Annotated in this window: 19 protein-coding genes; 9 read left to right on the forward strand and 10 right to left on the reverse strand. The window is 60.8% G+C overall.

Going from position 1 to position 17,613, the window contains the following annotated elements; genetic code table 11:
• Positions 1-75: 75 nt before the first annotated feature.
• The 3 genes from HMPREF2129_RS00410 to rimP form a co-directional block, all read right to left on the reverse strand.
• Positions 76-387, reverse strand: coding sequence for a YlxR family protein (locus tag HMPREF2129_RS00410; RefSeq protein ID WP_034661515.1), 312 nt, complete (start codon positions 385-387; stop codon positions 76-78).
• A gap of 82 nt (positions 388-469) precedes the next feature.
• Entirely contained in the window at positions 470-1,507 is a 1,038-nt protein-coding gene (gene nusA / locus HMPREF2129_RS00415) for a transcription termination factor NusA (protein WP_034661518.1), read from the reverse strand.
• Positions 1,504-2,067, reverse strand: coding sequence for a ribosome maturation factor RimP (rimP, locus tag HMPREF2129_RS00420; RefSeq protein ID WP_034661520.1), 564 nt, complete (start codon positions 2,065-2,067; stop codon positions 1,504-1,506). Before rimP ends, nusA begins: the two co-directional genes overlap by 4 nt.
• Before the next feature lie 38 nt (positions 2,068-2,105).
• Here rimP and HMPREF2129_RS00425 point away from each other — a divergent pair, with 38 nt between their 5' ends.
• Complete coding sequence (locus HMPREF2129_RS00425; RefSeq protein ID WP_052092446.1) at positions 2,106-2,915, forward strand: DUF4439 domain-containing protein; 810 nt, start codon at positions 2,106-2,108, stop codon at positions 2,913-2,915.
• Here HMPREF2129_RS00425 and HMPREF2129_RS00430 read toward each other — a convergent pair.
• The gene (locus HMPREF2129_RS00430) at positions 2,912-4,690 is read right to left on the reverse strand and encodes a proline--tRNA ligase (protein ID WP_034661678.1); all 1,779 of its coding nucleotides are present in this window, start codon (positions 4,688-4,690) and stop codon (positions 2,912-2,914) included. The two genes, HMPREF2129_RS00425 and HMPREF2129_RS00430, sit on opposite strands and share 4 nt — an antisense overlap.
• Positions 4,691-4,734: 44 nt before the next feature.
• On the opposite strand from HMPREF2129_RS00430, the gene yaaA reads away from it, so the two are divergent.
• From yaaA to HMPREF2129_RS10495, 3 genes are read left to right on the forward strand one after another with little or no spacing between them, the layout of a single operon-like run.
• Positions 4,735-5,487, forward strand: coding sequence for a peroxide stress protein YaaA (gene yaaA, locus HMPREF2129_RS00435; RefSeq protein WP_034661523.1), 753 nt, complete (start codon positions 4,735-4,737; stop codon positions 5,485-5,487).
• Between the two features lie 41 nt (positions 5,488-5,528).
• Positions 5,529-6,257: a DUF1648 domain-containing protein gene (locus HMPREF2129_RS00440; protein WP_034661525.1), complete on the forward strand. Its 729-nt coding sequence runs from the start codon at positions 5,529-5,531 to the stop codon at positions 6,255-6,257.
• Between the two features lie 9 nt (positions 6,258-6,266).
• Positions 6,267-7,019, forward strand: a complete 753-nt coding sequence (locus HMPREF2129_RS10495) for a thermonuclease family protein (RefSeq protein ID WP_052092448.1) — start codon at positions 6,267-6,269, stop codon at positions 7,017-7,019.
• Here the strand turns inward: HMPREF2129_RS10495 and HMPREF2129_RS00450 are convergent.
• The 3 genes from HMPREF2129_RS00450 to HMPREF2129_RS00455 are packed head-to-tail and all read right to left on the reverse strand — an operon-like array spanning position 7,016 to position 8,401.
• On the reverse strand, positions 7,016-7,981 hold the full coding sequence (locus HMPREF2129_RS00450; RefSeq protein WP_232218055.1) for a class I SAM-dependent methyltransferase: 966 nt from the start codon (positions 7,979-7,981) through the stop codon (positions 7,016-7,018). The genes HMPREF2129_RS10495 and HMPREF2129_RS00450 overlap by 4 nt on opposite strands.
• A gap of 26 nt (positions 7,982-8,007) precedes the next feature.
• Complete coding sequence (locus HMPREF2129_RS10750; protein ID WP_084576379.1) at positions 8,008-8,139, reverse strand: Txe/YoeB family addiction module toxin; 132 nt, start codon at positions 8,137-8,139, stop codon at positions 8,008-8,010.
• A 16-nt stretch (positions 8,140-8,155) separates the two neighbouring features.
• Entirely contained in the window at positions 8,156-8,401 is a 246-nt protein-coding gene (locus HMPREF2129_RS00455) for a type II toxin-antitoxin system Phd/YefM family antitoxin (RefSeq protein ID WP_034661528.1), read from the reverse strand.
• A 61-nt stretch (positions 8,402-8,462) separates the two neighbouring features.
• On the opposite strand from HMPREF2129_RS00455, the gene HMPREF2129_RS00460 reads away from it, so the two are divergent.
• A complete protein-coding gene (locus HMPREF2129_RS00460; protein WP_034661531.1) occupies positions 8,463-9,665 on the forward strand; it encodes a protein adenylyltransferase SelO family protein in 1,203 nt (400 codons plus the stop codon).
• Positions 9,666-9,672: 7 nt separating this feature from the next.
• On the opposite strand, the gene mqo is transcribed toward HMPREF2129_RS00460, so the two are convergent.
• Complete coding sequence (mqo, locus tag HMPREF2129_RS00465) at positions 9,673-11,103, reverse strand: malate dehydrogenase (quinone) (protein WP_232218056.1); 1,431 nt, start codon at positions 11,101-11,103, stop codon at positions 9,673-9,675.
• A gap of 220 nt (positions 11,104-11,323) precedes the next feature.
• Between mqo and HMPREF2129_RS00470 the strand changes: the two genes are divergently transcribed.
• The 4 genes from HMPREF2129_RS00470 (at position 11,324) to HMPREF2129_RS00485 (ending at position 14,775) form a co-directional block, all read left to right on the forward strand.
• Positions 11,324-12,334 carry an alpha/beta hydrolase gene (locus HMPREF2129_RS00470; RefSeq protein ID WP_034661685.1) on the forward strand — a complete coding sequence of 337 codons (1,011 nt, stop codon included), beginning with the start codon at positions 11,324-11,326 and terminating at the stop codon, positions 12,332-12,334.
• Entirely contained in the window at positions 12,331-13,737 is a 1,407-nt protein-coding gene (gene mtr / locus HMPREF2129_RS00475) for a mycothione reductase (protein WP_034661536.1), read from the forward strand. Before HMPREF2129_RS00470 ends, mtr begins: the two co-directional genes overlap by 4 nt.
• Before the next feature lie 185 nt (positions 13,738-13,922).
• Entirely contained in the window at positions 13,923-14,297 is a 375-nt protein-coding gene (locus HMPREF2129_RS00480; RefSeq protein ID WP_034661539.1) for a hypothetical protein, read from the forward strand.
• Between the two features lie 52 nt (positions 14,298-14,349).
• Positions 14,350-14,775, forward strand: coding sequence for a hypothetical protein (locus HMPREF2129_RS00485; protein WP_034661542.1), 426 nt, complete (start codon positions 14,350-14,352; stop codon positions 14,773-14,775).
• 115 nt (positions 14,776-14,890) lie between these two features.
• On the opposite strand, the gene map is transcribed toward HMPREF2129_RS00485, so the two are convergent.
• The gene (map, locus tag HMPREF2129_RS00490; protein WP_034661688.1) at positions 14,891-15,763 is read right to left on the reverse strand and encodes a type I methionyl aminopeptidase; all 873 of its coding nucleotides are present in this window, start codon (positions 15,761-15,763) and stop codon (positions 14,891-14,893) included.
• Positions 15,764-15,793: 30 nt separating this feature from the next.
• Entirely contained in the window at positions 15,794-17,611 is a 1,818-nt protein-coding gene (locus HMPREF2129_RS00495) for a penicillin-binding transpeptidase domain-containing protein (RefSeq protein ID WP_034661545.1), read from the reverse strand.
• Positions 17,612-17,613: the final 2 nt, after the last annotated feature.

Consider the following 17,613-nt stretch of genomic DNA (forward strand, 5'->3'; position numbering starts at 1 on the left):
GCGACCTCTAGACGATGGTCATGACGTTCATCGCTGATGCATTTTCTGCTTCATGGTTGAAGACTCATCAGTTCTTTAGTCCTTTTCACTTACTGCTTTGCCCGCCGGCATGGTGGTTTCCACGACGGCGATGTACTTGCGCACATGGCTAGTGTCTACTTTCGCAGACACGCGGAGAGCCCGCCCGAAGGCGCGGCGTGATTCCGCCTGCTCACACGCGACAAGCGTGGGGGTGATCCACGCTCCGCGTCCTGGCATGATCCGCTTGGGGTCGGGGATGATCCGTGTTGGATCAGCCGGATCGACGACGACGCGCAAGAGCTTTGTTGCTGGTTGCAGTCGGCGCGTGGCTATGCACATGCGGACTGGTTCATGTTTCTTGCTCATTTTCGCTTATCGACGACCCCACCCCAGCAGTTCTGCCAGATTGAAGCCACTGAACCACCTTACGCCACTTTGCCGCGAACTGTTACTCCGCTTGTTCTGCGTTACCCACTCCAGAATCGGAGTGAATATCGATTTTCCACCCTGTGAGGCGCGCAGCCAGACGAGCATTCTGCCCTTCCCGGCCAATAGCCAAGGACAGTTGGTAGTCCGGCACAGTGACTCGGGCGGTTTGTGCCTCGGGGTCAAGAATCTCCACGCGGACAACCTTGGACGGCGCGAGCGCATTGCCCACGTACACAGCTGGGTCATCGGAGTAGTCAACGATATCGATCTTCTCACCGGCAAGTTCCCCCATGATGTTGGTCACACGCGCGCCGCGCGGACCAATGCAGGCACCCTTGGCGTTGATACCCTTAGCCACACCCTTGACGGACACTTTGGAACGGTGTCCAGCCTCACGAGCAATGGACACGAGCTCCACTGCCCCATCTGCTACCTCCGGCACCTCCAGGGCGAACAAGCCGCGGACGAGTTCGGGGTGTGTGCGCGACAGGTTCACTGTCGTGCCACGCTCACCGCCAGAAACACCCACCACGTAGGCCTTGACACGATCACCGTGCTCGAGCTTCTCCCCCGGGATCTGCTCTGCAGGAAGCAGAATGCCGTCCTGTGGATCAGACTCCGTGCCCAGCTGCACGACAACGATGCCACGGGCGTTCGCATTGGCATCACGCTGTACAACACCGGAGACAACTTTGCCTTCTAGCTCGGAGTACTCACCGAATGCGCGCTGGGCCTCTGCCTGACGCAGGCGTTTCAAGATGGCGTTGCGCACAGCCAACGCGCCTACGCGGGAGAAGTTCACCGGGGTGTCGTCGAATTCGGAAGTGACGTTGCCCTCTTCGTCCAATTCGCTGACAATCACCGCTACATCACCCGTTTCGGTGTCAACATCCACACGCGCCTTCGACCCCTCATCAGGCTGCGTCGGTGCGATGCCGTCATTCTTGTGCTCGCGGTAGGCGTGCAGCAGAGCGGCCGCAATCGTTCCCAACAGGTCATCAACCGGAATCCCGGCTTCCTTCTCAATACTTTTGAGCGCTGCGATGTCGATATTCACTTGTCGTCCTTCCCGGTGGTGCTTTCCTCAGCGATCTCAGCAATTTCGCCGAAGGGTGTTTCCGCCAATTCGATCTCCTGAACTGGCGGAGTGTTGAATTCAATTTCTACCACTGCACCCGACACATCCGAAATGGGAACCACACGCACACCGGGCTCACCCTTCTTCACCGGCACCACGAGCACCACCTGCCCGGTTGCGCCATCAAGAGCCCCAACACGGAAGATGTCCCCGTCAACCTTCACCAACCGGCCACGGTTACGGCGCCAATGGCGCAGCTCCGTGAGCGGGAGATCGATACCCGGGGTAGTTACTTCCAGGGTATAGCCGGCGCCAAAGTTGACGTCACCGCGCTCCTCGGCAGCGTCGAAAAGCTCGGAAAGCTCATTAGACACATCTTCCAACTGGTCCAGCGTCGGCGCGTCATCACCAGAAACAGCGACAACAACCTGCGACTTCTTACCGGCTTTGACCGTTTTGACGGCTTCAATGTCAAAGCCGCGAGCATCGGTGACGGGACGAATGAGAGCAGTGAGTTCTTCAACTTGCGGGAATGCCATGCAGGCCACTGTACTGTCCGACCGGTAGGGTCAACCACGTGAAGTCCCCTCGTTATCTCGCCACCTTGTGCATCGTGGCCGCATTACCACTTACTGCCTGCTCCCCTGTCGATATCTTCGGCCCGCACGCCAACAACACAATCATGGAGCTAGCCAAGCAAGCTTCCGCCGATCAACTAGGTGGCGAGACTGAATGGAACAAACTCCGCGCCACCCACGCCGACCAACTCCAAGAGGAAGCGCGACGACTGTGCGGGATAAACGACCGGGGCGAAGTGCCCACCTCGTGCAATGTCACGTACGGCGACACCGATCTCCCAGCCAGTGGCAACGCACAGGAACTTGTCACCCACACCGCTCAGGTCGCCACGAAGGTGCCCGCCGACTCGCGCGACCTCGTCATTGCCCAAGCGATTGATGCTGCCTCCACCGCGGAACTCCCGATTGATGGCTTTAAGTCCCCCATTGAGGGGCTTGAGCCCCTCAATGCCGCCAAGGAACTGCTCAGCGCCGAGTACGCCGTCGAATTCGGCCTGGACATCGCCAGCGCCTACGCAGACACGCAGCTCCACAGTCGCATCAACGATCTACGTTTGCTTCATGATGCCCGCGTGGCCACCCTCCACCATGCCTTCCCCACCGGCGACCTCCCCACCCGCGAAGCCGGCTACGAGATCCCCGAAGGCGCCCCCACAAACCCGGCTGAGGCCACAGCGTTTGTTCATGCCCTAGAGAACAACCTGGTTGAGCATTGGCGCGCCGCAGCCGCCAACGCCGATTCCCCCGAATGGCGTGAACTAGCCATCCTGTTGGCCGGCCACGCCCAAAGCGCAGCCAGCCAAAACTAGCCGTTAACCAGCTCGAGTACCTTTTCCACGATCTGGCTTGCCGGCACCTCCAACGTTTCACCACCGCGAATACGCAGCTCGATAATGCCGTCGGCGAAAGAACGCCCCAGGATCACAATGAAGGGCATGCCTAGGAGCTCAGCATCCTTGAACTTAACGCCTGGGGAGACTTTCAGGCGATCGTCGAAAAGCACATCGATACCGGCCTTCTCAAACTCTCCCACGAGGCGCTCACCTTCCTCGAGCGCGGCCGCATCCTTATTAGCTACGGCGAGGTGCACCTGGTACGGCGCGATCTCCTTCGGCCACACCAGCCCCTTCTCATCGTGGGTTTGCTCCGCGATCACCGCGAGCATACGGGTGACGCCGATGCCGTAGGAACCCATCGTGGGCACAGCGCGCTTGCCGTTCTCGTCGAGAATCTGCACATCCATCGCCTCGGTGTACTTGCGACCAAGCTGGAAGATGTGACCCAGCTCAATGCCGCGCGCCAGCTTCACCGTGCCATTGCCGGACGGCGACGGATCGCCCTCCTTGATCTCCGCTGCCTCGATGAACTCATCCACCTCGAAGTCACGGCCAGCAACCAGGCCGACCACGTGCTTCTGTGGCGCATCTGCACCGGTGATCCAGGACGACCCAGCCACAACGCGCGGATCCGCGTAGACCTTCACACCATTGGCGTTAAGTGCCTTCGGGCCGACGTAGCCCTTGACCAGGAAGGAATTGTTCTTGAAGTCCTCTTCGCTGGCCAGCTCAAAGGTGGCCGGTTCGAGGGACGCCTCGAGGCGCTTTTCATCCAGCTCGCGGTCACCCGGGATGAGAACACCAGTCAGCTGCGGGCCGACCGGCTTGCCATCTTCGTCTACCTGGCGTGGGTCATTGATCTTCACAACCATGCACTTGAGGGTGTCGGCGGCTTCGACCGCACGCCCGTCAACAAGCACGCCTGCACCATTCGCCCACTCAACTAGCGTGTCGATGGTCTCCGACTTCGGCGTATCGTGCACGACTGCTTCCGGCTGGCCCTCGATCGGCTGCTCTGCCGGCGGTACCGTCACCACAGCCTCCACGTTCGCCGCGAAGTCGCCCGCAGTGGACACCACGAACGTGTCCTCACCATTGTCCGAGTAGGCGAGGAACTCCTCGGATGCGGAACCACCCATCGCACCCGACGTGGCCTGGCAAATCTCGTACTTCAGGCCAACACGGTCGAAGATCCGCTGGTACGCGCCACGGTGCTTCGCGTAGGAGTCATCCAGGCCCTCATCGGACATGTCGAAAGAGTAGGAATCCTTCATCACGAACTCACGCCCACGCAGAATGCCCGCGCGCGGCCGTGCCTCATCGCGGTACTTCGTCTGAATCTGGTACAGCGTCACCGGGAAATCCTTGTACGACGAGTACAGGTCTTTCACGGCGAGGGTGAACATCTCCTCGTGCGTCGGGCCCAGCAGCATGTCCGTGCCCTTGCGGTCCTTCAGGCGGAAAAGATCGTCGCCGTACTCGGTCCACCGGTTCGTCGTCTCATACGGCTCACGCGGCAAAAGCGCCGGGAACAGGAGCTCCTGCGCGCCGATCGCGTTCATCTCCTCGCGCACGATCTCCTCAATATTGCGCACCGCCCGCAAACCCAGCGGCAACCACGAGTACACGCCCGGCGCCGCTCGGCGGATATACCCGGCGCGCACCAAAAGCTTATGGCTGGGCACCTCAGCATCAGCGGGGTCTTCGCGCAGGGTGCGTAGGAACAGCGTGGACAAACGTGTGATCATGCCCGTCATCTTAACCCTGCCCGTAGACATGTAGTTTGGACGGCATGCTGATTGTGCTTCCGCCCTCCGAAACCAAAGCTCCCGGTGGCGAAATGGACGGCATCGACGTCTCCTTCCCCTCCCTCGATCCGATCCGCTCCGCGATCATGGACGACCTCGCCGCGCTTGACCTCGACGAGATGATGTCCGCTCTCAAACTCCCGCCCACCAAACGCGAGGAAGCCGCAGAGAACCTCGAACTGCGCTCAGCGCCCGTCATGCCCGCAATCTACCGCTATACGGGAGTGCTTTACGACGCATTGTCTGCCGACACCCTCCCCGACCCCGCCCTGCGCCACCTAGCGATCGGCTCCGCGCTGTTCGGTGTTGTCCGTGCTACCGACACGATCCCCCGCTATCGGCTCTCCGGCGGCTCTTCCCTTCCATCCCAGGCGCAAGCTGCTGGGGTGGAAGCACAGAAAACGGCCGTGCCCACTATGAAAGCCCGCTGGGGCACCGCCATCACCGATGTGCTGCTCTCAGTCGACGATTTGATCGTAGACATGCGCTCCGGCGCCTACCAGCAACTCGGCCCCGTCCCCGGCGCGGTGACCGTCCGCGTCGAGTCCGTGCAGGAAGATGGCACGCGCAAGGTGGTCAGCCACTACAACAAGCACTACAAAGGCGAGCTCGCTCGCGTGCTTGCAACCGCCCTCGATGCGGACTCGGTCACCGACATCGAGGGCGTTGCCGCCATCGCCGAGGGCAACGGCATGACGGTGGAAGTGGACGGGAACCAGCTGACGCTCGTCGTTTAGCCTTGCGCCGGTTTGGTTCCCTCCGTGGCTAAAGTTGTTCTATGTCCTCTCGACCTATTTATGGTGTCGCAGTAGCTTTTGCACTGTTCAGCTTCGCGTTGATCGTGCTGAATATTGATGCGGCGCCGGACAACATTCCCGTACACGTGGGCCCCGGCGGCGAGGTCGACCGGACTGAGCCGAAGTCCATACCCGCCGCCACTTTCGGCGTGTGGTACTCCGTGCTGCTCCTCGTGCTCGTGGCCATCTCAGCACCCCGGCCCTCCTTCGCGCATATCCGTGTCCCTGTCGCCACCGACGATCCCGTCATCCCCTTCTCTAACACCGCTGCCGATAAGGCCGCCACCCTACTCAGGATCACTGAGCGTTCACTCGCCTGGTTAGCACTCGCCACCGTCGTGCCGATGTGCCTCATGCAGTTCACTCTCACTTTCCCTGCTTACCGGGGCTACCTCACCGCCGCCATCATCGTGCTGATCGCTAGCATCGTCGCAGCACTGGGGTACACCTTTGTTCAGATCTCCCGCTGGCCGAACCAGCTGGAAGCCATGCCTACCGATGATGAGGAGCGCGCCCGCCAGAAGTACTTCGGCTTCGGCGGTGGCATGGGCTTCTACAACGAGCCCAAGGACCCGATGGTCACCTGGGTCTCACCCTTCAACCAAAGCAAGGTCGATTTGAACTGGGCTCATGCACCAGTGAAGCGGTATATTTTCACGCTCGTGGCACTGCTTGTGGTCGTGATGGTGGCACCGTTTTTGACCTTTTAGGTGCACTAGATGAAGAAATGGCTTGTAGCTGTGGGGGCAGCCGCCATCGTGGGTGCGGGAATGACGGTTGCGGATGTCATGGGTGACAACGCAACCGTTGACCGCGTCATTGATGGTGACACCATCGCTGTCTCCACCGGATCCGACACAATTCGGGTGAGACTGCTCAACATCGACGCACCTGAGCTCGGGCGCGACGGCGCCCCGGACGAATGCTTAGCTCAGGAAGCCAAGCAGCGCCTGGAGGAGCTCATCCCCGCTGGCACAAAGGTCACGCTTGAATACGACGTTGAACACCAGGACCGCTACGGGCGCGATCTGGCTGGCGTGTTCAAGGAAGGCAGCTTCATTAATGAGACCCTCGTGAAAGAGGGGTACGCCCGCGCCGTCCTCTTTGAGCCGAACCGGAAATTCTACGACCGGATCCTGGCTGCGGAGGCTGGCCCAAAGCATAAGAAAACCGGGATCTTCGGAGTCGGAGTGGAATGCTTTTCCCCAACGCCGGAAGACAGCACGGTGCTCGATGAACTACAGCGTGATGCGCAGAGCCTGGAGCGAATCGACCTCAGCGACCCGGAACTTATCGACGAGTCCCGCCGCATCACCAACCGCATGCACCGTAGCATCGACGACCTTCATAACCAGCTAAATCGTGGTGGGCAGGCGAAGAAGTTCTTCTATGCGGAGGAGCTCGCTGCGTACTTAGAGGACATATCCTCTGACCTCGAGACAGCCGAGAAGACTCTGGACCGCACCGGTTAGCTCGCGCGCAGGACAGTGAACTTCTGGTTTCGTGCCACTTCGGTGACCCGCGCGAATCGAGCTTCTACCTCACCGCGGTACCGCAGGTGGGAGTTGTGCACCAGGTAGAGCGCGCCACCAGGCGCGAGCAATCGCACGGACGCATCAAGCAGGTGCTGCACCAAAGTGGCGTCAACGGCTGTGCCGTCGTGGAATGGCGGGTTGAGCGCGATGGTGTCAAACGACGCGTCCGGGAAGCGCGAGCCAGCGTCATCCCAGGTGGCATCCAGGCCGATGGCACGGGCGGAAAGAACGGCATCGGCGTCCGAATCCGTTGCCTGCGCGTCGAGGCCACGGGTAACAGAACCATTGCCGCATCCGAGATCGAGTAAACGTCCCGGTTCTGCCGGCAGGCAGGAACGCAGCAGCTCCCCACCGCGGTCTGGTTTCGCGCCAGAGAAGACTCCACCGAAGGCAACCAGGCCATCCCCATGCACCGGTTCATAGGACACGGAGCGCGGGCCGGATGCGACGAGGCAGCGGAATTTCCCGCGACCGCGGGAGGCACCAACGTCAGTGAAAGATTCCGCGAGCGTCGCATTCATGCCACGCGAGAGATGCTTGTTATTCCCGCCGAGCACCACGCGGATATCATCGTAGCCAGCACTAGCGATGGAACGCGCCAGGTAATCGAGCCGCGCCAGGGACTTGGGTATCTCCCCTATCGCCACTGCGGATTCGCTCGCGCCAGCCAGAAACTCGTCCAGCCGCACATCACCGGCAACCACGGCACCAAGCGACGTAGCTTCCTGGCTACGCCCATAATCCGAGTCCAGGAACACCACAGGGCCACCTTCCGCCAGCGCCGCGCGGGTGAGGTCCAGGGTAGGGTCGTGGCAGATGAGGGTGGTGGCAGTGACACGGATCGGCGCTTCGTCGATGATGAGGCGATCGAGCGTGCGCATCGTGGCGGTTCCGTTCATGGCACCCAAGTCTAGGGTGGGGCACATCAGTAGTGGTAGCAGGCCTGCAGGATGATCAGATCATCACCGTCCACCAAATAAATGAACCGGTGTTCCTGCGTGATCCGCCGCGACCAGGCCCCTTCCGCACCATATTTGAGGGGCTCCGGTTTCTCGATCCCTTCGAACGGGTCATTAGTCCTCGATCGCGTGCTCTACGAACTCACCCGCACGCGCAGCTTCGTAAGCATCGAGCACGCGACGCGCATTCGCGGGGGAACGGAAGATATGAGCGGTTTCCTCCCAAGTGGCGTAATCATCCGCCGACATGAGGACCGCGTTGCCGGAACGAGACGTTATTTCCACGACTGAGCAATCGTTGTTGACATGCTCAATGAGCTGGAACAACGTCCACCGTGCTTCACTAGCGCTTAGTGCCATGACCCCTCCACAGTTGTACGGCTTTACCGTACCTCACCGTCGGCCTGTCTACGCTGGCCATATGCTCGCTCTGAATCATTCTTTCGCCGACGCACTGCCCACCATGGCGGTCGAAGCACTGGGTGCGGACTTCCCGGCCCCGCAGATCGTGGTGCTCAATGAACCGCTGGCGCGGGACCTCGGATTAGACCCCACGTGGTTGCGCAGCGACGACGGTCTCCGGTGGCTCACGGGGGCCAACGGCGGGCACGCCACCGCGTACGCCGGGCACCAGTTCGGGCAGTTTGTGCCATTGCTTGGCGACGGCCGTGCCCTCCTCCTCGGCGACCTCCCCACCCCGGACAGCCGGGTGGAGATTCAGCTGAAAGGTTCCGGCCCGACACCGTTTTCCCGCCCGGGCTCGGATGGGCGCGGGGCACTCGGTCCGATGCTGCGGGAGTATCTGGTGAGCGAGTTCATGCACGCGGTGGGTGTGCCCTCGACTCGATCCATAGCAGTGCTCACCACTGGGGAGAAAGTGCTACGGCACCACGGGAATGCGCCGGGCGGGATCGTGGTACGAGTGGCGCGCAGCCACCTGCGGGTCGGGTCCGTCCAGTACGCGGCGGCGCACTCCCCTGACCTTGTCCGTGCGGTGATCAGGACGGCTGGATTCGACGCGCCGGAAGATCTCCTTGCCACCGTCATGGAACGTCAGCTCGAGCTGGTTGCCCAGTGGATGCGCATCGGTTTCGTCCACGGGGTAATGAACACCGACAATGTGGCCCTGTCGGGTGAGACCCTCGACTACGGCCCGTGCGCCTTCACCGAGAAGTTCCGGCCAGCGGCGGTATTTTCCTCCATCGATGCCCACGGCCGCTACGCCTTTGGGAATCAGCCGGACATCATGGCGTGGAACCTCACGCGTCTCGCAGAAGCGCTACTTCCGGCGAGCAACGAGGATGCCATGCGCGAAGTCCTGGCGGACATGGAACCTACCTGGCACCGCGTGTGGGAGAAACACGTCCCTGACCCACAGGCGCTGGCGCAGGCCGAGGACATCACCACATACAACCACAAGCACCACGGCGGGCCGGTGTTCATTCCTCGCAACCGGATGCTCGAGCGGGCCATCTCCAGCGCTGAACGCGAGGGCGATCTCGAGCCCTACTTCGATCTGCTCACAGCTGTGACGGCCCCTTATAACTCAGAAGCGGGCCCGGCCTGGATGGCCGAGCCCGAGGGGGATGAAGGCGAACCCTTCATCACATACTGCGGTACGTAAGAGGACCTTAGCGGTTGAGCTTCAGTGCTTCCTGGGTCTCTGCCCACTGCTTCTCATACAGGTCGCGCTCACGGATGAGGGTCTTGCCGTAGGTAGGAATCATCTCGTAGAGCTTCGGGCTCCACTCGATCATGCGCTCACCGAAGCAGCGCTCAAGCAGCTCGAGCATCGCAGCCGGGGCGATCGAGGCGCCTGGGGAGGCACCGAGGATGCCCGCGATGGTGCCGGACTGGTCGTTGACCAGCGCGGTACCGAATTCCAGGGAGCCGAAGTGAGGCGGGGTGGCTGGTTTGATGATCTGAACGCGCTGGCCAGCGATGATGGCCTCCCAGTCCTTGCCATCGGCGGACGGCATGTACTCGCGTAGGTGATCCACGCGGCCGTCGAAAGATTTGAACACTTCCTCAACCAGGTACTTGACCAGGCCGAAGTTCCATGCGGCAACACCCAGGTAGGACGGAATGTTGTCAACGCGGATGGACTTGAACAGATCCAGGTAGGAGCCTTCCTTCAGGAACTTCGGTGTCCAACCACCAAAGGGGCCGAAGAGCAGGGACTGCTTGCCGTCCACGACGCGCAGGTCCAAGTGCGGGACGGACATTGGTGGAGCACCCACCTTTGCCTTGCCGTACACCTTGGCCTGGTGCTTGGCCACCAGTTCCGGGTTGGTGGTACGCAGCCATGCACCCGAAATGGGGAAGCCGGCGTAGCCGCGAACCTCAGGCACCTTGGCCTTACGCAGCAGGTCGAGGGCGTAGCCGCCAGCACCGACAAAGACGAAGCGGGCGCGGGTGGTTTCCTTGGCGCCGGTGTGCAGGTTCTTGGCGGTGACCTTCCAGAAGTTGCCCTCACGCTTGATGTCCACGACCTCGTGGCCGTAACGAACCTCGGTGCCGGAGGTAGTTGCGTGGTCGATGAACTGGTTGGTCAGAGCACCGAAGTTGACGTCCGTACCAGCGTCAACCCAGGAGATAGCCACGGGTTCTGCATCGAAGTCACGCTGCTCAGCCATCAGTGGCAACTTCTCTGCGAACTTCTCGCGGTCATCGGTGAACTGCATGTTGGGGAACATGTAATTCTCAGACAGTGCCTCGTAGCGGTGCTTCAGGTACTCAATCTGGTCCTGGCCCTGCGCGAAGGACACGTGCGGGACGGGGCTGATGAACTCGGTCGGGTCGGTCAAAACTCCTTCGTTGAGCTGGTGAGCCCAGAACTGCCGGGAGACCTGGAACTTCTCATTGATCGCGATGGCCTTGGTTACATCAATGCGACCATTTTTCTCCGGCGTGTAGTTGAGCTCACACAGGGCGGAGTGACCGGTACCCGCGTTGTTCCATGGGAAGGAAGACTCCTGTGCTGCGCCATCGAGACGCTCGTAGATGAGTTGGGACCAGGATGGCTCGAGCTGGTGGATCATTGCCCCCAGTGTCGCACTCATGACCCCCGCACCCACTAGGAGGACATCAACTTCGTCCCCTTTCGAGTGGTTGTTCGCTGTTTGGGACTGCTTCGTTGACACCTTTTGACCTCTTCGATCTTGTCGCCGTGTTTGGTTTACGTGCATCCTACCCCTCCCCATCATTCCACCCGAAATGCGGTATAGAGCCAAAACCAAATGTCCGTATCAAACCAAAACCCAGTCTCCTATGATGTGTGACATGAACCTCGATTCCTTAAGTTGGACCACGGACGAACTGGGCAGCAACTACCGGCGCGCCACGTTGCCCCTTGGGCCCGACCCGGATGGTTCAGGCGAAGTGTCAGCAGTTTTGGTGCAGGCGCTCCCAGATGAGGTGACGGGCAAACCAGCTCTGTTGTGGGTACATGGCATGTCGGATTATTTCTTCCAGGACCATGTGGCACAGCACTATAAGGAACTTGGCTATCCTTTTTACGCCTTGGATCTGCGCAAATGTGGGCGTGCACACCACGAGGGACATCAGTGGCACTACACCACGGATATGCGCCACTACTTTGACGAGTTGACGGAGGCGACCAAGCTCATCGCGGAGAAACACGGCAGCGTCATCCCGCTCGCACACTCCACCGGGGGACTGATCACACCGCTGTGGCTGGATCATTTACGCCGGAATGATCCGCAGACGCACGCGCTCGTCGCCGGCCAGATCCTCAACAGCCCGTGGCTAGACATGCAGTTCCCCTCTTGGGTGGTGGCGGTAACTACCCCCATTGTGGACATTGTGGGGAGGCGTTTCCCGCTGTGCCCGCTCCCCTCGATCGGCGAGGCCACCTACGGGGAGTCCATTTATAAAGGTGCGCACGGCCGCTGGGACTATGACACGGAAAAGAAAGCCATGGGTGGCCACAAGAAGTTCCTCGGGTGGTTCCGCGCGGTCATAGTCGCTCAAAAGGAGATCCATGAGGGCGCGGTGGATTCCGGCGTGCCTACCCTCACGTTATGTTCCTCGCACTCATATCTGAACAAGCCGTATTCCGCAGCGGCAGACACGGCAGACACGGTGCTTGACGTGAAGCAGATTCAGCATTGGGCCCCACACGTCTCCAGCACCCCCGGCAGCACCACCAAGGTCATTGATGGTGCGCTCCATGATGTTTTCCTCTCCGCCCCGCTCGCCCGCCAGAATGCGTTCCGGGAGATGGACGGGTGGCTGGAGGGGGTCGCCGATAAGCGAAAGGCTCAAAAATGACACACTATGACTACATTGTGCTGGGCTCTGGTTCCGGCAATTCTTTTCCCACGCCCGAGTTCGACGGTAAGAGCATCGCGCTTGTCGACGAAGCCCCGCGCTTCGGCGGCACCTGCCTCAACTCCGGGTGCATCCCCACGAAAATGTTCGTCGTCGCAGCGGACACCGCACAATCAGCGGCGGATTCTGGGCGCTTGAACATCCGCACCACCTTTGAGGGGGCGGATTGGCCGGCGATTGTGGACCGCGTATTCACCAACCGCATCGACAAGATCTCTCGCGGTGGCGAGGAGTACCGCCGCGGTGATGAATGCCCGAACATTGACGTATACGACGGGCACGCTGAATTCATTGGCCCGAAGACCATCCGCACCTCCCGTGACGGCGAACCTGTGGAGATCACCGCCGACACGATCGTCCTGGCAGCTGGGTCCCGTGCTTTCATCCCGGATGTCATCGCGGATTCTGGTGTGCCGTACCTGACCAATGAGTCCGTCATGCGCCTGCCCGCGCATCCCGAATCGCTGACAATCTTGGGTGGCGGGTACATCGCGATGGAGTTCGCACACATCTTCCAGTCCTTGGGCACCCACGTGCGCATTGTGAACCGTTCCCCTTTGATGCGCCATCTTGACAGTGACCTCGCCGAACGCTTCAACGCGCTGGCTACGAACCGCTACGAAACATACCTTGGCCGCACCGTCGCATCCGCGTCCCACGATGCGAATTCAGTCATGCTCATGCTTGACGACGGCTCTGAAGTCACCTCCTCCGCCCTCCTCGTCGCCACCGGCCGTGTGCCCAACAGCGACCGCCTCGGCGCTGCTGCTGGCGGTGTGGAACTGCATGAGGATGGCCGCGTGAAAGTTGACAAGTTTGGTCGCACCACCGCCGACGGCGTGTGGGCACTGGGCGACGTGTCCTCCCCTTACATGCTCAAGCACGTGGCCAATGCGGAACTGCGTGCCGTGCGACACAACATTCTGCGCCTGGCCGCCGGCGATGAATCCGGTATGGTGCCCATGCCCCATGATCACGTGCCATCCGCGGTATTCACCTCCCCGCAGATCGCCACCGTTGGCCTCACCGAGCAACAGGCTATCGACGCAGGCTACGACGTCACCTGCAAAACCCAGAACTACGGCGACGTCGCCTACGGCTGGGCCATGGAAGACGCCACCTCCATCGTGAAACTCGTCGCCGACCGGCGCACCGCCCGCCTCCTCGGTGCGCACTACATGGGCCCCCAGGCATCGACGTTGATCCAACAACTCATCACGGTGATGGCTTTCGACCTTGATCTCCGCGAAGTCGCCCGACTCCAATATTGGATTCACCCCGCATTAGGTGAGGTAACTGAGAACGCCATCCTCGGCCTCGATTTCACTTTCCCCGAGGTCTAAGCAAAAAACTTTCTTCGGACACGAATCAACCTGAGAACACCTCTAAGTTTTTCACAGCTAAAACCCACTATCTTTTGCGCCTACCAGCATAAATGCGCTAACCTGCTCAACGTTCCCTGGAAGCGAACTGGAATCCACCGCGTTCCCGTTCACCCCCAAATCGGACTAGAAAAGGAATCGTAAATATGCGTAACCTTCGCAACATTGCACTCGCAGGCGCAACCGCAGTCGCGCTGACCTTCGGCGGCACCGCCGTCGCGGTCGCCGAGGACGCCAACCCTCAGACCCAGCAGAGCTCCCAGCAGGGCGGCGCCGACACCCCGAAGCCGGGCCTCTCCTCATGGGTCGGCCAGAACATCTTCGGGATCGGTGAGCACGGCGGCAAGGGCGACAAGACCGACGCTCAGCAGATCTTCGGCTCCAGCAAGAACTGGGCGGACGCTAGCACTGCTGGCAAGCGTCTTTACGTCTTCTCCGTTGTCCTCGGCATCACCGCTATTCTCGCGCTGCTGATCGCCCCGATCGACAACTTCATCAAGTACGGCCCGCACGCTAAGTAACTGCGTTCGAACTCCCATACCCACTTCAACTTCTAGAAAGTAAGGAAACACCATGCGTAAGTTCCGCAACGCAGCTCTCGCTGCAGCAACCGCAACCGCAGTCGCTTTCGGCGGCGTCACCGTCGCTGGCGCTGAAGAAGCAGCACCGAAGAACCCGAACGGCACCAGCTCCTCGCACTTCTTCTCCGGTTGGGGTGGCGAGCACAACGGCAAGAAGGACTCCACCCTGGGCGAGGTCCTCGAGCAGGGCTTCGGGAAGCTCGGCGAAGGCAAGGGCCTGACCGGCTTCGGCGCAGCTGTGGACCGCACCACGGAAGCTAACATCAGCGACTTCTGGGGCAAGCAGACCGGCGCTCTGCCGCAGTGGGCTCGCATCTGGCGCGACTCCATCGAGTGGTTCGCTCTGCTCGCTGGCGTCGGTGCTGTCATCGGTGCAGCTAACTGGGCTCTGCACGAGGGCCTGCTGCCGCAGCTCTAAATCTCAGCGTGTCGCAGCACTAAAAGCTGCGCGCTAGATACTTCAAGAAGACCGCGAATCCCGCGGTCTTCTTTTTGTTTACCCTCTGGTTCGGCGCGTTGTACCAGCTATATGGTTAGCGCTGGGAATCGGGGAGGGTGAGGATCTCGTTGCCGTCCTCAGTGATGAGGATGGTGTGCTCAAACTGGGCAGTGTACTCACCATCGGTGTTCTGGACGGTCCAGCCGTCGTCCCAGATCTCGTAGTCGAGCCCGCCAAGGTTAATCATGGGCTCGATGGTCAGCGTCATGCCTGGTTCCAGCACGTCCGTGTATGCATCCGAGTCGTAGTGAAGCACCACCAGGCCGTTATGGAAGGTGGGGCCCACACCATGGCCGGTGAAATCCGTGACCACGTTGTAACCGAAGCGTTTGGCGTAGGACTCGATAACACGGCCAATCACGTTAACCTCCCGGCCCGGCTTGGCAGCCCGGATGCCACGCATCATCGCCTCGTGCGTGCGCTCAACGAGCAGCATGTGCTCCTCGGCGACGTCGCCAGCCAGGAAGGTGGCGTTCGTGTCACCGTGGACGCCGTTTTTGTAGGCGGTGACGTCGATATTGCAGATATCGCCTTCCTGGATCACGGTGGTATCCGGGATGCCGTGGCACACGATCTCATTAAGAGACGTGCAGCAGGACTTTTCAAAACCGCGGTAGCCAAGCGTCGATGGGTACGCACCGTGGTCCAGCATGTACTCGTGGGCGATGCGGTCAATCTCATCGGTGGTCACGCCAGGCGCCACAGCCGCGCCGGCTGCCTCAAGAGCGTTCGCGGCGATGCGGGACGCTTCGCGCATCTTCTCGATGATCTCCGGTGTCTGCACAAACGGTTCGCCGATGTTCTCCGCGACGGTGTCTTTCCAGGCGTATTCCGGGCGCTCAATAGAGTCCGGCACGGTGCGGATCGGTGTGGGTTTTCCAGGTTTCAGTTTTCCGCGTGGGTTCATGGGTGCCATGGTAGTCCCGCGTGTTTCGGCCTAGACTCCGGCCTCATCGATGTTGCGCAGCATCGCGTCAGTGATGTGCACGGCTGCCTCAGATCCGCCACCAAGGACGATGAGGGTGGCAAACGCAATGTCATCATCCCGGTAGCCGGTGAACCAGGAGTGGGAGCCGCTGTTGATTTCGGCCTCACCAGTCTTGCCGCGGATGTCGCCGCCAGCACTCATGCCGCCAGCGGTGCCGCCAGGGCTGACAACTGCCTTCATCATGTCCTGCAGACCCGCCAGGGCCTGCGGGTCGAGTTTGGGTGCCGTTTCGCTGGCTTTCGTTTCCTTGCCTTGAATCAGATACGGCAGAGGAACCTCGCCACGGGCAGCAGTTGCGGACACGAGCGCCATGCCAAACGGGCTCGCCAGGTCATGGCCTTGCCCGTAACCGGCCTCGGTGCGGTCAAGCGCTTCTTCGCCGACGGGGATCGAGCCAGTCAAGGTCTCCAAGCCCGTGATCTCGTAGTCCACCCCAAGGCCAAATTGCTTACCGACGTCTTTGAGCTCCCCCGGCGCCAACTTCGTTGAAATGTCCGCAAAGGTGGTGTTGCAGGACCGTGCGAATGCGGTCTGCAGTGGGACATCCCCAGCGCCAGAGCCCGCGTAGTTAGTCACGATGCGCCCGTAAATATTCATGGTTCCTGGACACGGCACGATGGAACCTGGGTTGAGCCCTTGCTTTTCCAATCCAGCGGCTGCGGAAATGATCTTGAGCGTCGAGCCCGGCGGGTACTGGCCGGTAAGGGCTAGGTTGCCGTCCTTATCCGCCTCAGGTGTTTGAGCAACGGCGAGGATCTCGCCCGTCGAGGGGCGGATTGCCACGATCATTGCTTTCTGGCCCGCGATCGGCTCAAGAGCCTTCTCCGCGGCAACCTGAACCTTGTGGGACAGGCTGATCCCGATGGACGGCGATGGCTTCGCGTCGTGCTTTTCCACGTCTTCGAGCTCATTGCCGTTCTCATTCACAACGGCGATCTTCCAGCCCGCATCTCCCTCCAAATCCCCGCGCACAACTTCACCGATGCGTGCCATGATGTCCGGCGCAAAACCCGGATTCGCATTGACCATCGCAGCTTCCTCATTCAGCCGCACCCCGGGGATACCCTTCAACGCGGCATCAGCGACCGCATGGGAGGTGGCCGGGATCATCGCCACGGAGTACACCCCAGAAGCCGCCTCCAATTCCTTCTGCAGGTCCCCCGCATCGCGCGTGGGAACCGCTTTGTCCACCGCGTGAGCATTGGTCAAAGCATTGGAGATCGAGATGGCGGTTTCCGGAACATTGCGCACCGCGCCTTTATCTACGAGCAGCCGATACGCCACCCCCGGACTCAACAACGCCACACCATCGGAGGACACCACACTCGCCTGCTTCGCTGGGACCGTCCGCAACTCAAGGTGCTGGTTCGCCCCCAGGCGTGGGTGCAATACAGACGGCTGCCACCGCACCGTCCACTCGTCATTGGACTGCGTCAACGTCATCGACGCGTCATAGGCCACCTGCCGGTCGCGTGGCAGGGCCCACTCCAAGGTGTAGTGGGCGGTAGCGATGTTTTCTTTTTGGTCAATGTAGTTCAGCGTCGCATTCAATGCTTCTGCTTGCAGGCCACTGACGGTGGCGGAGGCCGAGTCGGTGGCTTGCTGGGGGACGTCGACAAGCTGAGCTAGGGCCTCATAATCGAAATCTTGCAGAGCATCGAGTAGATCCTGCGCTACTGGCTTCGCCGGATTCGGCTTCGGTGTACACGCACTCACACCAAGCGCAACAACCAGTACGGCAAGCAGCGCAAGGACCCGAGATTTCATCG

The organism is Corynebacterium tuscaniense DNF00037, assembly GCF_000759055.1.
Taxonomy (GTDB): Bacteria; Actinomycetota; Actinomycetes; order Mycobacteriales; family Mycobacteriaceae; genus Corynebacterium; species Corynebacterium tuscaniense.

Excerpts from the sequence above, each read along its gene's own strand:
- HMPREF2129_RS00410 (WP_034661515.1), bottom strand. The coding sequence starts at position 387 with ATGAGCAAGAAACATGAACCAGTCCGCATGTGCATAGCCACGCGCCGA.
- rimP (WP_034661520.1), bottom strand. The coding sequence starts at position 2,067 with ATGGCATTCCCGCAAGTTGAAGAACTCACTGCTCTCATTCGTCCCGTC.
- HMPREF2129_RS00430 (WP_034661678.1), bottom strand. The coding sequence starts at position 4,690 with ATGATCACACGTTTGTCCACGCTGTTCCTACGCACCCTGCGCGAAGAC.
- yaaA (WP_034661523.1), top strand. The coding sequence starts at position 4,735 with ATGCTGATTGTGCTTCCGCCCTCCGAAACCAAAGCTCCCGGTGGCGAA.
- HMPREF2129_RS00440 (WP_034661525.1), top strand. The coding sequence starts at position 5,529 with ATGTCCTCTCGACCTATTTATGGTGTCGCAGTAGCTTTTGCACTGTTC.
- HMPREF2129_RS10495 (WP_052092448.1), top strand. The coding sequence starts at position 6,267 with ATGAAGAAATGGCTTGTAGCTGTGGGGGCAGCCGCCATCGTGGGTGCG.
- HMPREF2129_RS00450 (WP_232218055.1), bottom strand. The coding sequence starts at position 7,981 with ATGAACGGAACCGCCACGATGCGCACGCTCGATCGCCTCATCATCGAC.
- HMPREF2129_RS00455 (WP_034661528.1), bottom strand. The coding sequence starts at position 8,401 with ATGGCACTAAGCGCTAGTGAAGCACGGTGGACGTTGTTCCAGCTCATT.
- HMPREF2129_RS00460 (WP_034661531.1), top strand. The coding sequence starts at position 8,463 with ATGCTCGCTCTGAATCATTCTTTCGCCGACGCACTGCCCACCATGGCG.
- mqo (WP_232218056.1), bottom strand. The coding sequence starts at position 11,103 with ATGAGTGCGACACTGGGGGCAATGATCCACCAGCTCGAGCCATCCTGG.
- HMPREF2129_RS00470 (WP_034661685.1), top strand. The coding sequence starts at position 11,324 with ATGAACCTCGATTCCTTAAGTTGGACCACGGACGAACTGGGCAGCAAC.
- mtr (WP_034661536.1), top strand. The coding sequence starts at position 12,331 with ATGACACACTATGACTACATTGTGCTGGGCTCTGGTTCCGGCAATTCT.
- HMPREF2129_RS00480 (WP_034661539.1), top strand. The coding sequence starts at position 13,923 with ATGCGTAACCTTCGCAACATTGCACTCGCAGGCGCAACCGCAGTCGCG.
- HMPREF2129_RS00485 (WP_034661542.1), top strand. The coding sequence starts at position 14,350 with ATGCGTAAGTTCCGCAACGCAGCTCTCGCTGCAGCAACCGCAACCGCA.
- map (WP_034661688.1), bottom strand. The coding sequence starts at position 15,763 with ATGAACCCACGCGGAAAACTGAAACCTGGAAAACCCACACCGATCCGC.
- HMPREF2129_RS00495 (WP_034661545.1), bottom strand. The coding sequence starts at position 17,611 with ATGAAATCTCGGGTCCTTGCGCTGCTTGCCGTACTGGTTGTTGCGCTT.